15 protein-coding genes and 1 tRNA gene are annotated in these 14,289 nt (G+C 59.1%); 7 read left to right on the top strand and 9 right to left on the bottom strand.

Going from position 1 to position 14,289, the window contains the following annotated elements; all coding sequences use genetic code 11:
* Positions 1-175 precede the first annotated feature (175 nt).
* Entirely contained in the window at positions 176-442 is a 267-nt protein-coding gene (locus QA646_RS14450; RefSeq protein WP_283056109.1) for a BON domain-containing protein, read from the top strand.
* Positions 443-556: 114 nt separating this feature from the next.
* On the opposite strand, the gene QA646_RS14445 is transcribed toward QA646_RS14450, so the two are convergent.
* The 3 genes from QA646_RS14445 to QA646_RS14435 all read right to left on the bottom strand — a co-directional run bounded on the left by QA646_RS14445 (position 557) and on the right by QA646_RS14435 (position 3,267).
* Positions 557-1,711, bottom strand: a complete 1,155-nt coding sequence (locus tag QA646_RS14445; protein WP_283056108.1) for a TIR domain-containing protein — start codon at positions 1,709-1,711, stop codon at positions 557-559.
* A 200-nt stretch (positions 1,712-1,911) separates the two neighbouring features.
* A tRNA-Arg gene (locus tag QA646_RS14440) sits at positions 1,912-1,988 on the bottom strand.
* Positions 1,989-2,106: 118 nt separating this feature from the next.
* Positions 2,107-3,267 (bottom strand): M20 aminoacylase family protein, encoded by a 1,161-nt coding sequence (locus tag QA646_RS14435; protein ID WP_283056107.1) that lies wholly within the window; start codon positions 3,265-3,267, stop codon positions 2,107-2,109.
* A 265-nt stretch (positions 3,268-3,532) separates the two neighbouring features.
* On the opposite strand from QA646_RS14435, the gene QA646_RS14430 reads away from it, so the two are divergent.
* Both QA646_RS14430 and QA646_RS14425 read left to right on the top strand, forming a co-directional pair.
* Complete coding sequence (locus tag QA646_RS14430; protein WP_283058877.1) at positions 3,533-4,651, top strand: D-alanyl-D-alanine carboxypeptidase family protein; 1,119 nt, start codon at positions 3,533-3,535, stop codon at positions 4,649-4,651.
* Between the two features lie 13 nt (positions 4,652-4,664).
* The gene (locus tag QA646_RS14425) at positions 4,665-5,852 is read left to right on the top strand and encodes a GTP-binding protein (RefSeq protein ID WP_283056106.1); all 1,188 of its coding nucleotides are present in this window, start codon (positions 4,665-4,667) and stop codon (positions 5,850-5,852) included.
* 208 nt (positions 5,853-6,060) lie between these two features.
* Here QA646_RS14425 and QA646_RS14420 read toward each other — a convergent pair whose 3' ends face one another.
* From QA646_RS14420 to QA646_RS14400, 5 genes are all read right to left on the bottom strand, one after another.
* Positions 6,061-6,294: a sulfurtransferase TusA family protein gene (locus tag QA646_RS14420; protein WP_283056105.1), complete on the bottom strand. Its 234-nt coding sequence runs from the start codon at positions 6,292-6,294 to the stop codon at positions 6,061-6,063.
* Positions 6,287-7,582, bottom strand: coding sequence for a murein L,D-transpeptidase family protein (locus tag QA646_RS14415; RefSeq protein WP_283056104.1), 1,296 nt, complete (start codon positions 7,580-7,582; stop codon positions 6,287-6,289). The genes QA646_RS14420 and QA646_RS14415 overlap by 8 nt, the downstream gene beginning before the upstream one ends.
* A gap of 232 nt (positions 7,583-7,814) precedes the next feature.
* Positions 7,815-8,768 carry an acetyl-CoA carboxylase carboxyltransferase subunit alpha gene (locus QA646_RS14410; RefSeq protein ID WP_283056103.1) on the bottom strand — a complete coding sequence of 318 codons (954 nt, stop codon included), beginning with the start codon at positions 8,766-8,768 and terminating at the stop codon, positions 7,815-7,817.
* A 63-nt stretch (positions 8,769-8,831) separates the two neighbouring features.
* A complete protein-coding gene (gene xerD, locus QA646_RS14405) occupies positions 8,832-9,788 on the bottom strand; it encodes a site-specific tyrosine recombinase XerD (RefSeq protein WP_283058876.1) in 957 nt (318 codons plus the stop codon).
* Positions 9,789-9,802: 14 nt separating this feature from the next.
* On the bottom strand, positions 9,803-9,970 hold the full coding sequence (locus QA646_RS14400) for a hypothetical protein (protein WP_283056102.1): 168 nt from the start codon (positions 9,968-9,970) through the stop codon (positions 9,803-9,805).
* A gap of 160 nt (positions 9,971-10,130) precedes the next feature.
* On the opposite strand from QA646_RS14400, the gene QA646_RS14395 reads away from it, so the two are divergent.
* Genes QA646_RS14395 through QA646_RS14385 form a run of 3 tightly spaced genes read left to right on the top strand, consistent with a single transcriptional unit; the run spans position 10,131 to position 13,152 of the window.
* Positions 10,131-10,721 carry a shikimate kinase gene (locus tag QA646_RS14395; protein ID WP_283056101.1) on the top strand — a complete coding sequence of 197 codons (591 nt, stop codon included), beginning with the start codon at positions 10,131-10,133 and terminating at the stop codon, positions 10,719-10,721.
* Positions 10,718-11,845, top strand: a complete 1,128-nt coding sequence (gene aroB / locus QA646_RS14390) for a 3-dehydroquinate synthase (protein WP_283056100.1) — start codon at positions 10,718-10,720, stop codon at positions 11,843-11,845. The genes QA646_RS14395 and aroB overlap by 4 nt, the downstream gene beginning before the upstream one ends.
* Positions 11,842-13,152: an HlyC/CorC family transporter gene (locus QA646_RS14385; protein ID WP_283056099.1), complete on the top strand. Its 1,311-nt coding sequence runs from the start codon at positions 11,842-11,844 to the stop codon at positions 13,150-13,152. The genes aroB and QA646_RS14385 overlap by 4 nt, the downstream gene beginning before the upstream one ends.
* 4 nt (positions 13,153-13,156) lie before the next feature.
* Here QA646_RS14385 and QA646_RS14380 read toward each other — a convergent pair whose 3' ends face one another.
* Complete coding sequence (locus QA646_RS14380) at positions 13,157-13,444, bottom strand: BolA family protein (protein ID WP_283056098.1); 288 nt, start codon at positions 13,442-13,444, stop codon at positions 13,157-13,159.
* A gap of 105 nt (positions 13,445-13,549) precedes the next feature.
* Here QA646_RS14380 and QA646_RS14375 point away from each other — a divergent pair, with 105 nt between their 5' ends.
* The gene (locus QA646_RS14375; protein WP_283056097.1) at positions 13,550-14,170 is read left to right on the top strand and encodes a J domain-containing protein; all 621 of its coding nucleotides are present in this window, start codon (positions 13,550-13,552) and stop codon (positions 14,168-14,170) included.
* The last annotated feature ends 119 nt before the right edge of the window (positions 14,171-14,289 follow it).

Here is a 14,289-nt window from a genome sequence, read left to right as displayed (position 1 = left end):
CCCATGGCTCTACAGGGGATCGCGAGAGGCGGCAAGTCCGCAGCTCTGCCGGCGAGTCCCTCGCCACCTCCTTTCCTGCTGAAATCTCTGGCTTTAGTGGCAATTTTCGGGCTGCCGATGAACCAATACACAGATACCGCGTTTCCCATCCGGCAGCGGCGGAGGAGAAGGGACAATGGTTTTCAAAGCAGCCACGTTTCACGGCACAAGGCCCGAAATAGAAAGCGAAAATGCCAAACGCTCGGCGCTGGAAACCACCGTCGCCAACGCCCTCGCCGTCGCCGGCGGCCTCGATGCCTCCGACGTCACGGTGACCGCCGTTGGCCAGGAAATCCGATTGGACGGAACGGCGGCAACACCGCAGGAGGTTGAGCGGGCGACCGCGGTGGCCGAGGCTGTGCCGGGGGTGAGGCTGGTGAGGAATCGGATTTTGGTGGGGTGATCTGAGGCATCAGCGCCTTTATATCTGGCTGAGGTTCATTCACCTTTTATTCGGGAGGTGCTTGAGAGATTTGAACTCTTGGCCTCTCCTTTACCAAGCGAGAGGATAAGTGTGTCAGAAGTATTGCGGACGGTCCAACGTTGAACGGATTTCCCTTTTCAAGAGATTATCGATAAGTCTGTATTCAATGCGAACAAATTGATGGCCGTACGCGTAAGCGGCAACTTGGTACGGGTCGAACGTGAGCTCAAGGCCCTCTTCACTGAAGCCAAACGTCCGAAAATGGTCCCAACTTTCGGTGCCACGATGGACCCATTCCTCATCAAGACTGTATGCGGGATCTTCTCCTTCGCGCGGTGCGAGCAACTGTCGTCGAGCTTCATCACGGATTACGACTAACGCATCTTCTTCTTTGTTAAACAGGCTCTCTAAGCGTTGAATTACATGCAGCGGATCAAGGACAAAGACATAGGAAGAGGAATGATGGTTTGGGTGGGCGGCGCCAGCATAGTACGTATCAGACATATATGATATGGAAAGCATTCGCCCAACAATGCGAGGCTCGCTACAAGTAACGTCTAATGTATTAGTTCGAGAGTATCGGTCCTGGCCGTAGTTAAAATGTTCTGGAACTGGGTTCATAATCGTAGATCTGAAATCCATGGCGCATCTCACGAGATCACCTTTGATCACCTCGCCAATTTCATGCACATGTTCATATTTTTCTGATTCGAACTTTATCGCCCGAAATTCTATCTCATAACCTGGTATGCCGTTTTGAGATTCTTTGTATTTGGAAAACGTCCAGGTTAGGGAAGCATCTTGCTGCGCCTGTTGAACAGAAGCACCTAATCGGTCAAGCTGGTGTCTGATTGCATCGAGAAGCTTATCATTGCAATCATCATCGTCAGCGCTAATATATTGAATCCCCTTGAGTTGATCTGGATATGGCGCGTCACTATCCAAGATGACGGGCACAACGTATATGTCGTCGACCAACTTTTCCTCCGCCTTTTCCAAGGCGAGCTTCATCTCCCGTTGGACGAAGCCTCGTTTGCTTACAGACTTGTTTGAAATGAAAACGACGATGATTTGGCACTTGTCTAAGGCGCGGCGAATTTCAATGTCCCAATTCGCACCGCCTTTAATGCGTCGCACATCCAGCCACGTGTCGAGTCCCGCTCGCGTAAGATAGTCCACGAAAGGCGTCACCCTGGGCCTATCCTCTGAAGCATAGCTGATGAAAATCAGGGGATCATCTAGCTGCACCGTTCTCTCCCTTTGAAAACACTAATCTGAGGTATTTCCGACATCAAGTTGATCGCAATTGCGGATTATGAGCATTTCATGCGCCAACCGTGCGCCACGGAATCCCGCTAACGTTAGAAAACGCCGGAATATGCTGATAATTCTTGTAAGTTTGTGGCGCACGAAAAGTACTGATAATGATGCTGAGTGCTTGAAAATGTTGGTGATCCCGACGCGATTCGAACGCGTGACCCTCAGATTAGGAATCTGATGCTCTATCCTGCTGAGCTACGGGACCACTGAGATTGATCCATACAAAAGCAAGGGCCCGAAGCCAAGCCCTTTTCCCGTCTCGGAGACAATCTGCTTTTGTCGGGCCGTACGCTATGGTCGGCGCACGGAGAGATGGTGGCGCCTCAGGCGTTCAGACGCTGTTCGGCGAGCCGGACCCAATAGGAGATGCCGTGGGCGATGGCTTCGTCGTTGAAGTCGTAGGCCGGGTTGTGCAGGCCGGCGGTGTCGCCGTTGCCGACGAAGATGAAGGCGCCGGGGCGGGCGTTCAGCATGTAGGAGAAATCCTCGCCGCCCATCATGGGATCGATGTTGGCGATGACGTTGGCGCTGCCGGCGATGTCGCGCGCGGCGGCGATCGCGTGGTCGGTCTCGTCGGCGTGGTTGACGGTGACCGGATAGTTGCGGTGGAACTGGATATCCGCCTCGGCGTCATGGCTGGCGGCGATGCCGCTGACTATCTGCCGGAAGCGGCGTTCTGCGAGGTCGCGGATCTCCGGGTCGAGGGTGCGCACGGTGCCGACGAAGCTGGCATCGTTGGGAATGACATTATAGGCGTTGCCGCCATTGAACTTGGTGACGGAGACCACCACCGATTTCAGAGGATTGGCGCTGCGCGAGGCGATGAGCTGCAGGTTTGTGACGATTTGCGCGCCGATGGCGATCGGGTCGATGGTCGTGTGCGGCATAGCGGCGTGGCCGCCGCGCCCCTTGATGGTGACGGTGAACTCGTCGGTTGCCGCCATGATCGCGCCCTTGCGGATGGCGAACTGGCCGACCGGCAGGCCCGGCAGATTGTGCATGCCGTAGACTTCCTCGATGCGGAAGCGCTCCATCATGCCATCCTTGACCATGGCATCGCCGCCGGCGCCACCCTCTTCGGCCGGCTGGAAGATGACGGCGATGTTGCCGTTGAAATTGCGAGTTTCGGCCAGATATTTCGCAGCGCCCAGCAGCATGGCGGTGTGGCCGTCATGGCCGCAGGCATGCATCTTGCCGGGTGTCTCGGAAGCCCAGGGCTTGCCGGTGATTTCGGTGAGCGGCAGGGCATCCATATCGGCGCGCAGGCCGACGGTGCGGCCTTCGCCCTTGCCGCGGATCAGGCCGACGACGCCGGTGCGGCCGATGCCGGGGACGACCTCGTCGACGCCGAATGCCCTGAGCTTTTCGGCGACGAAGGCGGCGGTATTTTCCACCGCATACATCAGTTCAGGCCTTGTATGGATATAGCGGCGCCATTCCGTCACTTCGTCCTGGAGTTCGGCGGCTCTGTTCAAAATCGGCATGCTGATTTTTCCTGCTGCTCAGTATCGGATTCGGGTTTAGCAATTTAAGTCGACGCACAACCCTCAATGTCACATCGCACCTTTTCATGCCGTGCGTATGATCACAAGGCTGTGATCGGTTGGCAATAAACTCGTCAATCGCCTTTGCCTTCTCTTAGCCATATAGGTTAAATAGGGGGAGCTTTCGAGAAAATTCCGGACCCCTGAAGGATTGACCGTGCCGACGAAGCAGAATCGTTTGTATGCCGCTTTGCGGCTGGTTCCCATGGCCGCCGCCGCATCCATGCTTTTTCTGTCGACCGCGCATGTGGCCGAGGCCAATCCGCATATCCTCGTCGATGTCAGCACCGGCCGCGTGCTCGACCATGAAGAAGCCTTCCGCAAGTGGTATCCGGCCTCGCTCACCAAGCTGATGACGGTCTATGTCACTTTCCGCGCCCTTCAGTCCGGCCAGGTCACGCTCGATACGCCGGTTGTCATGTCCAAGCTTTCCTCTTCGCAGCCGCCGGCGAAGATGTATTTCAAGCCCGGCCAGAAGCTGACGCTCGATAATGCGCTGAAGATGATGCTGGTCAAATCCGCCAATGACCTTGCCATGGCGATCGCCGAGACGGTCGGCGGTTCCGAGCAGGGCTTCGTCGCGCGCATGAACGCGGAAGCTGCACGTCTCGGAATGCGTGACACGCATTACATCAATCCCAACGGCCTGCCCGGCAAGGGTCAGTACACGACGGCACGCGATCTTGCGGTTGTCAGCGTGGCGCTGCGCCGCGAGTTCCCGCAATATGCGGGCTATTTCTCGCTGGAAGGCTTCACCAACGGCGTCAAGCAGGTGCCGAACATCAACATGCTCATCGGCCGCTTCGATGGCGCCGATGGCATGAAGACCGGGTTCATTTGTGCTTCCGGCTTCAACCAGATTGCCTCGGCGACCCGCAACGGACGCACGCTGGTCTCCGTCGTTCTCGGAACGGACAGCCTTGCCGCACGCGCCGACGATTCCGCCAATTTCCTCGAAAAAGGTTTCGAGAACCAGTTCTCCGGGCGGGACACGCTGGCGAGCCTGCAGCCCTATGGGCCGGGACAGGACGAGGTTGCCGACATTACCGCCGACATCTGCAGCGCTAAGGGTGCACAACACCGCAGCGAAACCCGTGACCCCACCGGCCGCACCAAGGTGCAGTCGCCCTACATCCATGAAATGGATCACGAGCCGAATTTCGTCTATGCCGGCCTGATCGGCGGTCAGGACGTTGCCACCGCAAGCAAGGGCGACAAGGACGATGTGGCTGCGAAGGGCGACAAGACCGTGAAGGGCGACAAAATTGCCGCTACGGGCGATGTCACCGGCATTCCCATTCCTATGCCGCGTCCCACTTACTGATCGGACCTGAACCATGAGCGTTCCGCAGGAGAGGGTGCCGGTTTCGATCCTGACAGGCTTTCTCGGAGCCGGCAAATCGACATTGCTGAATCGCATCCTCAAGGACGCGGAGATGCGGGATGCGGCTGTTATCATCAACGAATTCGGCGATGTCGGCATCGACCATCTGTTGGTCGAAAGCTCCGGCGATTCCATCATCGAGCTCTCCGATGGCTGCCTCTGCTGCACGGTGCGCGGCGAGCTGGTGGATACGCTGGCGAACCTGATGGACGCCATGCAGACGGGCCGCATCCGGCCGCTGAAGCGCGTCGTCATCGAAACGACCGGCCTTGCCGATCCGGCGCCAGTCATGCAGTCGATCATGGGCAATCCGATCATCGCCACGAATTTCGACCTGGATGGCGTGATTACCGTCGTCGATGCGGTCAACTGTTTGCAGACGCTCGACAATCATGAAGAAGCGCGCAAGCAGGTCGCGGTCGCCGATCGGCTGATCATCTCCAAAACCAGTTTGGAAGGTGCTGCCTCCCTCAGCATGATAGAGGGATGGCTGCGGGCGCTCAATCCGCGGGCGCAGATCATGAATGCCGACAGCGAAGCGGCCGGCAGCGCCACCATTCTCGTCAACGGCCTCTACGATCCGGCCTCCAAGATCGCCGATGTCGGCCGCTGGCTGCGCGACGAGCTTGAGGCGGATGATGGTGACCATGATCACGAACATGGGCACGATCACAATCATCATCATGGTGGACACGGCCACCACCGCCATGGCCACCATCATCACGGCCATCGGCATCAGCACGCCCATGACGTGAACCGTCACGGCGAGTCGATCCGCTCCTTCTCGATCGTCGAGAACCAACCGATCGATCCGATCGCGCTCGAAATGTTCATCGACCTCCTGCGCTCCGCGCATGGCGAAAAGCTGCTGCGGATGAAGGCGATCGTTGCCATGTCCGACAGGCCGGAACGTCCGGTCGTGCTGCATGGCGTGCAGAATATCTTCCATCCGCCGGTGCGCCTGCCCGCCTGGCCCAATCCCGACGACCGGCGCACGCGCATGGTGATCATCACCAAGGATCTGCCCGAAGACTTCGTAAAGGGCCTGTTCGACGCGTTCCTGAGCAAGCCGCGCGTCGACACGCCGGATAGGGCGGCGCTTGAGGACAATCCGTTGGCTGTGCCGGGGATGCGGTTTTAGGAAGCGGAAATCCGGCTACACCAGGCAACCCGCCTCACCCTTCGAGGGCCTTGCAGGCCCCAGGGTGAGGCTGATCTTTGTGCATTGTTGCCCGTGATGAGAGAACGATGTCAGGTGTCCAAGGGCAGACGAACTCGCCCCATCCTCATGGTGAGGTGGGAGCGAAGCGACCCTCGAACCACGAGGATGGCCCATCGGCCGCAACTGATCATCCCTTGCGGATGACGAACAGGTGGCCCGTTTCCGTCTTCTCGCTGGTGAGAAGCGTATACCCCTTTTCATTGCAGAGATGCGGAATGTCGATGACGGCAAGCGGATCGGTCGTTTCGACCGTCAAGGTCGCGCCGCTCGGCATGCCGCGCAGGCGCTTTTCCGTTTTGATCGCTGGATAGGGGCATTTCAGCCCGCGCAGATCGTAAACCTCGTCGGTCAGGCTATTCACTCTTGGCCCAAAACTTCCAGAAGGACGGCTTTTTGGCCGGCTCGGTCTGTGCGGTTTCCATGGGCTGGGGCGCATAAGCGAGCGGATTGACGCCCGGGTTCATCGGGTTCGCCATCGGGATCGGCACATTCGCCGGAATGTTGGTCGCTACGACGGGACCGCCCTGCTGCTGCGCGGACGCTTCGGGAGCTGCGGCCGCGACGCGAATGCTTGCAGTCGACGGATTGGTTGTTGGACTCGCTACCGTGCCGCCGCGGGCAACCTGCTGCGCGGACTGGTTGGCCATCATCGATTCAAGATCGGCGACCTTCATCATCTTGCCGGCCGCAAGCGCGGTGCCAGTCGGGGCATAGGCGAGATCATGGCCCTTGCGCTGCTTGGCGACAACAGCCTTGCGTTCGGCTTCGGTCGGGTCGTACCAGGCCATGCCGTCAAATTTCTTCAGAGCGGCACTGTAATCAGCGTCATACTGCTTGCCGTAGGTCGCAAGCGCTATCTGCAGTGCGGGCGGCGTGGTCATGACCGGGCATTTGCCGCTGGCATTGAAGGGGCCGGTAGCCTGCTGGTTGAAGACGTATTTCTTCTCGCAGACCTCGACTTCCGGCGGACGCTTCGTCACTTCGAAATTGTCGTAGCCGACCTTCAACATTTTCCAGAATTCGATATTGGGGCTGAGGCGATGCTTGACCATGTTTTCCGCTGTCATGCGGAAAGGATAGGCCTCGAGCTGGATCGCCTTCTGGCCGCCCTTGAAGGCGTCGCGCGCGAAGGCATAAATTTCCAGCACCTGCTGATCGGTCATCGAATAGCAGCCCGACGACGAGCAGGCGCCGTGGATCATCAGATTGGCGCCTGTGCGGCCATTGGCCGCGTCATAGCGGTTCGGAAAACCGGTGTTGATGGCGAGATAATATTTGGAGTTCGGATTGAGATTGGCCGGCGTCAGCATGTAGAAGCCTTCCGGCGCTTGCCGGTCGCCCTCCTTCACCTTCGGGCCGAGACGGCCGGACCAGGCGCAGATCTTATAATCGGCGATCACCTCGAAGCGATTGTTCTGGTTCGCCTTGAGGATCTCCATCACGCCTTCTTCCTTGAAGATGCGGATCATGATCGGCGAATTGCGGTCCATGCCCTTTTTCGACATGTCGGCGAGGATATGGCTCGGAAGCGGCTGCTCGACCTTGTTTTTCACCGTCGACAGATCGATCGACGCGGATTCGAGCGTGTCGTTGCAGCCGGCGAGGGCCAGCGCCATCAGGGAAACATAGGCAAGGTGACGGATGCGCATTCTGACTTAGCCCACAGACACGAAGAGCGGCCGCACGATCTGTTTCGGCGCCCTCAAATCGAAACATGAAACAGAATCATAGACGGCTTATACTTGAGAATTCCTTACCAGCCTATGACGTGCTCGCGGCGCACCCGCAAGCTTTTCTTTGCCATAAAGGTTTCGATAACAAGAATGTGGCCAAGATTTGGCCCCATTCCCGTCTTGGGAGATCACGAATCTCGAACTTAAGTTAGAGATTGCGACCCATATTGAGGAATTTCTGACGACGATCGCTGCGCAATTGTTCGCCCGAACGGCTGGAGAGTTCGCCGAGCGCGTTGGAAATCATATCGCCGGTCGCCTTAATCACCGTCTGCGGGTCGCGATGCGCGCCGCCGAGCGGTTCGGGAATGATGCCGTCGATGATACCGAGCCCCTTCAGATCCTCGGCGGTGATTTTCATGTTGGTGGCGGCTTCCTTGGCACGGGTTGAATCGCGCCAGAGGATCGAGGCGGCACCTTCGGGTGAAATCACGCTGTAGATCGAATGTTCGAGCATATAGACGCGGTTGCCGGTGGCGATCGCAATCGCGCCGCCAGAACCGCCTTCGCCGATGACCACCGAGATGATCGGCACCTTGACGCCCAGGCACATTTCCGTGGAGCGGGCAATCGCTTCCGCCTGGCCGCGCTCTTCGGCGCCGACGCCTGGGTAGGCGCCCGCCGTATCGACCAGGGTCACGACGGGCAGTTGAAAGCGGTCGGCCATTTCCAGGATGCGAATCGCCTTGCGGTAACCCTCGGGACGGGCGCTGCCGAAATTGTGCTTCAGGCGCGTCTTGGTGTCGTTGCCCTTTTCCTGGCCGATGACGGCGACGGGCTGACCCCGGAAACGGGCAAAGCCTGCCTGGATGGCGGCATCCTCGGAAAATTTGCGATCGCCGGCGAGCGGTGTGAATTCCGTAAACAGCGCTCCGGCATAGTCGACGAAATGCGGCCGCTGCGGATGGCGGGCAACCTGCGTCTTCTGCCAGGCATTGAGCTTGGAATAGATGTCGGCCATGGCTTCGCGGACGCGGATTTCGAGCCGTCCGACTTCATCGGACGTATCGATGCTCTCGTCTTCGCTTGCCAGTTTCTTCAGCTCGTGAATCTTGCCTTCGAGATCCGAGATGGGTTTTTCGAAGTCGAGATAATTGTGCATGAGATGCGTTTCCGATCCTTTTGCCCGTGACGAGAGACGGCACGTATAGCCTGTGTGCCGGTCCTAATCCTGTTTTTTGGCCTGTTTGGCAAGGGGGTGATGCGTTTGCACCAGCTGGTGAAGCCGTTCTTCCAGCACATGTGTGTAGATTTGTGTGGTCGAAATGTCGGAATGGCCGAGAAGTTCCTGCACCACGCGCAGGTCCGCACCATTGGCAAGCAGGTGGCTGGCGAAGGCGTGGCGCATGACATGCGGCGAAATCATTGAGGGTGTGAGCCCGGCGCGAATGGCTAGATCCTTCAGGTCGCGCGCAAAGACCTGCCGCGGCAGATAGCCCTGCTTGGAGGCTGCGGGAAAGAGCCACGGGCTTTCCGGGGCGGGCTGCTTGGCGTTTGCCGCCTCCAGCGCCTGTCGGCGGCCATAGGTCTTCAGCGCAGCGATGGCCGACTGCGACAGCGGCACCAGCCGCTCCTTGTTGCCTTTGCCGCGGATCATCAGGAAACGCCCTTCCTGATCCAGCACCTTGGCCGGCAGGGAAACGAGTTCACTGACGCGCATGCCGGTGGCATAAAGCAGCTCCAGCAAAACCAGCATGCGCAGATGCTGCAATTGATCGGGTCCTTCGACGGCCGCCTCCTGTTCCGCCTGGGCGAGAAGGCGCGTCACCTCATCGACACCCATGGTCTTCGGTAGGGCGCGGCCCTTCTTCGGCGCGTCGAGAATGCCGGTAGGGTCATCCGTGCGCAGACCCTCGGCATAGAGAAATTTATAGAACTGGCGCATGGCCGACAGCCTGCGTGCCTGCGACGACGGCTTGAAGCCCTGTCGTGAGAGCCCGGAGAGATAGGCGCCGAGATCGTTCGATGCCGCTTCCGTCATGCGGACCTTGCGCTCCGACAGGAAGGAATGGAGATCGTCGAGGTCGCGTTCGTAGGACTGCAGCGTGTTGACCGCTGCGCCGCGTTCGGCGCTCATCATTTCGAGGAAGGCTTCCACATGAACGCGGCTCAGATCCTTCACGGCGATGTCCGCGCTCACTGTTTCACCGAGCCGGTTGCCGGCGGATTGACACGTTCGGATGGTATGCGGATCGTCACATCGCGCGGCTGCGGGTCGACGAACAGCACCAAGGCCCACATTGCTCCATAAACCGATCCGGCGATGACCGCGCAGATGACAAGGAAGCGAAACAGGGTCGGCATTCAGAAACTCTCCTCGTCCCAATCATTGGTCCGGCGATATATTGTAATTATACCCGACAAGCGTTAGCCGAAGGATATTGCAGGCATGTTTATGTTGCGGCGTCTTGACGCTACCGGCGCATTTGACGATACCGTTTGCAAACAAATTGTGAATGGGCCGATGAGCGAAGAAGTGCTGACCCTTGCAGAAAGCCTTAGAGACAGAGCGCGCGCCGCATTGGGTACGCGCAATCTTGTCCTCGTCGGGTTGATGGGGGCCGGAAAATCCTCGATCGGCCGGCTGGTCGCGCATCAGCTCGGCATTCCCTTCGTCGATACCGATATCGAGATCGAGCGCGTGTCGCGCATGACGATCACCGAGCTATTCGAAGCCTATGGCGAAGAGGAGTTCCGGGCGCTGGAAACGCGGGTGATCAAGCGGCTGCTCAAGGGCGGCCCTCGCGTGGTTTCCACCGGCGGCGGCGCCTTCATCAACGATCGCACGCGCCGGCACATCAAACGCAGCGGCCTGTCGGTCTGGCTGAAAGCCGATCTCAACGTGCTCTGGGAGCGGGTCAACAAGCGCGATACGCGACCGCTGCTCAAAACCGAGAATCCGAAGCAGACCCTCGAAAAGCTGATGAATGCGCGCTATCCGATCTATGCGGAAGCCGATCTCACGGTTTTGTCCCGCGATGTGGGCAAGGATGTCATGGTCAAGGAAGTCCTTATGGCCATCGTCGAGGGGAAAGAAGAAAGCAAGACACGATGAATGCGATCACATCGGCCGAGCGTCTCGTCCGCGTGCCTCTCGGCGAGCGCGCCTATGACATCCTGATCGGCCCCGGGCTGATCGCGCGCGCCGGCAAGGAAATCGCAGCAAGGTTGAAGGGCCGCAGAGCCGCTGTCATTACGGACGAAAATGTCGCGCCGCTCTATCTCGATTCGCTGATTTCGAGCCTTCAGGAGGCTGGTATTCAGCCTTCCAAGCTGGTCCTGCCGGCCGGCGAGAAGACCAAGAGCTTCGAGCATTTGATGGCCGTCTGCGATGCCGTGCTTACGGCGCGTGTCGAGCGCAATGATGCCGTGATCGCGCTTGGCGGCGGCGTGATCGGCGATCTCGCCGGCTTTGCTGCCGGCATCGTGCGCCGCGGCGTCCGTTTCGTGCAGGTGCCGACGTCGCTGCTGTCGCAGGTGGATTCTTCTGTCGGCGGCAAGACCGGCATCAACACCCATCACGGCAAGAACCTGGTCGGCGTCTTCCACCAGCCCGATCTCGTGCTTGCCGATACCGATGTGCTGAATACGCTCAGCGAACGCGAATTCCGCGCCGGCTATGCCGAGGTTGCCAAATACGGCCTGATCGACAAGCCGGATTTCTTTGCCTGGCTGGAGGCCAACTGGAAAGAGGTGTTTTCCGGCGGTGCAGCCCGTATTGAGGCGATTGCCGCGAGCTGCCAGGCGAAATCCGACGTTGTCGTCGCCGACGAGCGCGAAAACGGTCCGCGGGCGCTGCTCAATCTCGGCCATACCTTTGGCCATGCATTGGAGGCAGCGACCGCCTATGACGGCCGGCGGCTGGTGCATGGCGAGGGCGTTTCGATCGGCATGGTGCTGGCGCACGAATTTTCTTCACGCCTCAATCTGGCGAGCCCTGATGATGCCAAGCGCGTCGAGACGCATCTGAAGGCGGTCGGCCTGCCGACGCGGATGAGCGACATTCCGGGTGAGCTGCCGCCGGCCGAGGTGCTGATGGACGCGATCGCTCAGGACAAGAAGGTCAAGAGCGGTAAGCTCACCTTCATCCTGACCCGTGGCATCGGGCAATCCTTCGTCGCCGATGACGTCCCGGCCTCCGAAGTTCTCAGTTTCCTAAGGGAAAAACATCCGCAATGACCGCTCAAGGCACGTTGGCCGTTCTGTGGGAATATTGGCCCGAGATCATCTCGATCATCGCACTCGTGCTGATTTCGGCCATTTTCGCCGGCTCGGAGACGGCGCTCACGGCAGCTTCGCGCAGCCGCATCCACACATTGGAAGCCAATGGCGACACCCGCGCCGGCGTCGTGCGGCTGCTGATCGAGCGTCGCGACCGATTGATCGGCGCGCTGCTGATCGGCAACAATCTCGCCAACATCCTGTCGTCGTCGCTTGCGACCAGCCTGTTCCTTGGCCTGTTCGGTAATTCCGGCGTGGCGATCGCCACAGCCGCCATGACGGTCATCCTCGTCATTTTCGCTGAGGTTCTGCCGAAGAGTTGGGCCATTGCGACACCGGACCGCTTCGCGCTGAATGTTGCCGGTGCAATACGTCTCTTCGTCATTGTGGTCGGGCCGGTGTCGAGCTTCGTCAACACCATCGTCCGGCAGATTCTCGGTATCTTCGGCATTAATCTCTCCAAGGAAGTGTCGATGCTGTCGGCCTATGACGAGCTGCGCGGCGCCGTCGATCTGCTGCATCGCGAGGGTTCGGTGGTCAAGGTCGACCGCGACCGGCTGGGCGGTCTGCTCGATCTCGGCGAGCTGGAGCTTTCCGACATCATGGTGCACCGCACGGCGATGCGCGCCATCAACGCCGACGATCCGTCCGAGGTGGTGGTGCGCGCCATTCTCGACAGCCCCTATACGCGCATGCCGCTCTGGCGCGGCACGATCGACAACATCATCGGCGTCGTCCACGCCAAGGATCTCTTGAGGGCGCTGGCGGAGCGCAATGTCGAGCCTGAAAATCTGGACATCGTCAAAATAGCGCAAAAGCCCTGGTTCGTGCCTGACAGCACCAATCTCCAAGACCAGCTCAATGCCTTCCTGCGCCGCAAGCAGCATTTTGCCGTCGTCGTTGACGAATATGGCGAAGTGCAGGGCATCGTCACCCTGGAAGATATTCTGGAGGAGATCGTCGGCGATATTGCCGACGAGCATGATCTTGATATTCAAGGCGTGCGGCAGGAGGCCGACGGCTCGATCGTTGTCGACGGCGTCGTGCCAATTCGCGATCTCAATCGCGCGCTCGACTGGGATCTGCCCGACGAAGAGGCCACGACGATCGCCGGCCTCGTCATCCACGAATCGATGACCATTCCGGAAGAGCGCCAGGCCTTCACCTTCTACGGCAAGCGTTTCATCGTCATGAAGCGGGAAAAGAACCGCATCACCAAGCTCAGGATCAGGCCGGCGGAAACGGAAGAGGGGAAGCCGGAGTAGCCGGTCACCACCGCACCGTTTCGCCAGGTGCTGCGGGTTCCACGGCAAGCGCATGCAGCCCAGCATCCAGTTCCGGCTTCAAAAGCTCGGTTATAGCCCTGTGGCGGGCAAGGCGCGGCATGCCGGTGAACTTGGCGGAGATGATTCGAATTCTTATATGGGTCTCGCCCGTTCCGGTCATGTCAGGCTGATGGCCGGCGTGCAAGTGGCTTTCGTTGATGACAGCGAGACGCTCGGGCGCGAAGGCGTCGTTGAGCTTTTTCTCAATGCGGGATTGAAGCGTCGTTTCCATATTCCCGCCGTCACCTCGTTCGCGAAAAGGTTCCCACAAAGCCTATAACATTCCCATTTGTCAATTCTTGTTGTGGGGTGGCTGAGGCCCCATAATTAGGCCGCCATGAGACTCGATTCAAAATACTTCGATCGTATTCGAACCCGCCGCAAGCGCGAGCCGGAGGCCGAACAGGCTCCGCCGACCTGCCAGTGGGACGGCTGCGACAAAAAGGGTACGCATCGTGCGCCGGTCGGGCGCAATGCGGAAGGGCAGTTCTTTTTGTTCTGCTTCGAGCACGTCAAAGATTACAACAAGGGCTACAATTATTTCTCCGGCCTCTCGGACGGTGAGATCGCGCGCTACCAGAAGGAAGCCATCACCGGTCATCGCCCGACCTGGACCGTCGGCGTCAACAAGGCGGCGCGCAATAGCCCGCTACATTCCGACGTCCGCTCCGGTTCCTATGCTCGGGTGCGCGATCCCTTCGGTTTCGTCAAGGACGGACAGGGGCAGGGACGCGGCCCGCGCTTCCCGCAGGAGCGCAAGCTGAAGACGCTCGAGGCGAAAGCCTTCGACACGATGGGGCTGGGCGCCAATGCCACCGGCGCCGAGATCAAGAGCCGTTACAAGGAATTGGTGAAAAAGCACCATCCGGATGCGAACGGCGGCGACCGCGGGTCGGAGGAACGGTTTCGCGCCGTCATTCAGGCCTATCAATTGTTGAAGCAAAACGGTTTTTGTTAATTCCTGTCCTTGCTCTCCGCTTTCAATCAGGTATGGTCCAAATCGGCTGAGGCCGCAGGCGACTGCGGCAAGGTGTGCTTTTGGCTGGCTGCACCTCGGCCAATTTTCCGGACGCGGCG

This window comes from Rhizobium sp. CB3090, assembly GCF_029714285.1.
In the GTDB taxonomy this organism is placed as follows: domain Bacteria; phylum Pseudomonadota; class Alphaproteobacteria; order Rhizobiales; family Rhizobiaceae; genus Rhizobium.
This window is presented reverse-complemented; position numbering and strand designations above follow the sequence as displayed.

Excerpts from the sequence above, each read along its gene's own strand:
- QA646_RS14450 (WP_283056109.1), top strand. The coding sequence starts at position 176 with ATGGTTTTCAAAGCAGCCACGTTTCACGGCACAAGGCCCGAAATAGAA.
- QA646_RS14435 (WP_283056107.1), bottom strand. The coding sequence starts at position 3,267 with ATGCCGATTTTGAACAGAGCCGCCGAACTCCAGGACGAAGTGACGGAA.
- QA646_RS14430 (WP_283058877.1), top strand. The coding sequence starts at position 3,533 with ATGGCCGCCGCCGCATCCATGCTTTTTCTGTCGACCGCGCATGTGGCC.
- QA646_RS14425 (WP_283056106.1), top strand. The coding sequence starts at position 4,665 with ATGAGCGTTCCGCAGGAGAGGGTGCCGGTTTCGATCCTGACAGGCTTT.
- QA646_RS14415 (WP_283056104.1), bottom strand. The coding sequence starts at position 7,582 with ATGCGCATCCGTCACCTTGCCTATGTTTCCCTGATGGCGCTGGCCCTC.
- QA646_RS14410 (WP_283056103.1), bottom strand. The coding sequence starts at position 8,768 with ATGCACAATTATCTCGACTTCGAAAAACCCATCTCGGATCTCGAAGGC.
- QA646_RS14400 (WP_283056102.1), bottom strand. The coding sequence starts at position 9,970 with ATGCCGACCCTGTTTCGCTTCCTTGTCATCTGCGCGGTCATCGCCGGA.
- QA646_RS14395 (WP_283056101.1), top strand. The coding sequence starts at position 10,131 with ATGAGCGAAGAAGTGCTGACCCTTGCAGAAAGCCTTAGAGACAGAGCG.
- aroB (WP_283056100.1), top strand. The coding sequence starts at position 10,718 with ATGAATGCGATCACATCGGCCGAGCGTCTCGTCCGCGTGCCTCTCGGC.
- QA646_RS14385 (WP_283056099.1), top strand. The coding sequence starts at position 11,842 with ATGACCGCTCAAGGCACGTTGGCCGTTCTGTGGGAATATTGGCCCGAG.
- QA646_RS14380 (WP_283056098.1), bottom strand. The coding sequence starts at position 13,444 with ATGGAAACGACGCTTCAATCCCGCATTGAGAAAAAGCTCAACGACGCC.
- QA646_RS14375 (WP_283056097.1), top strand. The coding sequence starts at position 13,550 with ATGAGACTCGATTCAAAATACTTCGATCGTATTCGAACCCGCCGCAAG.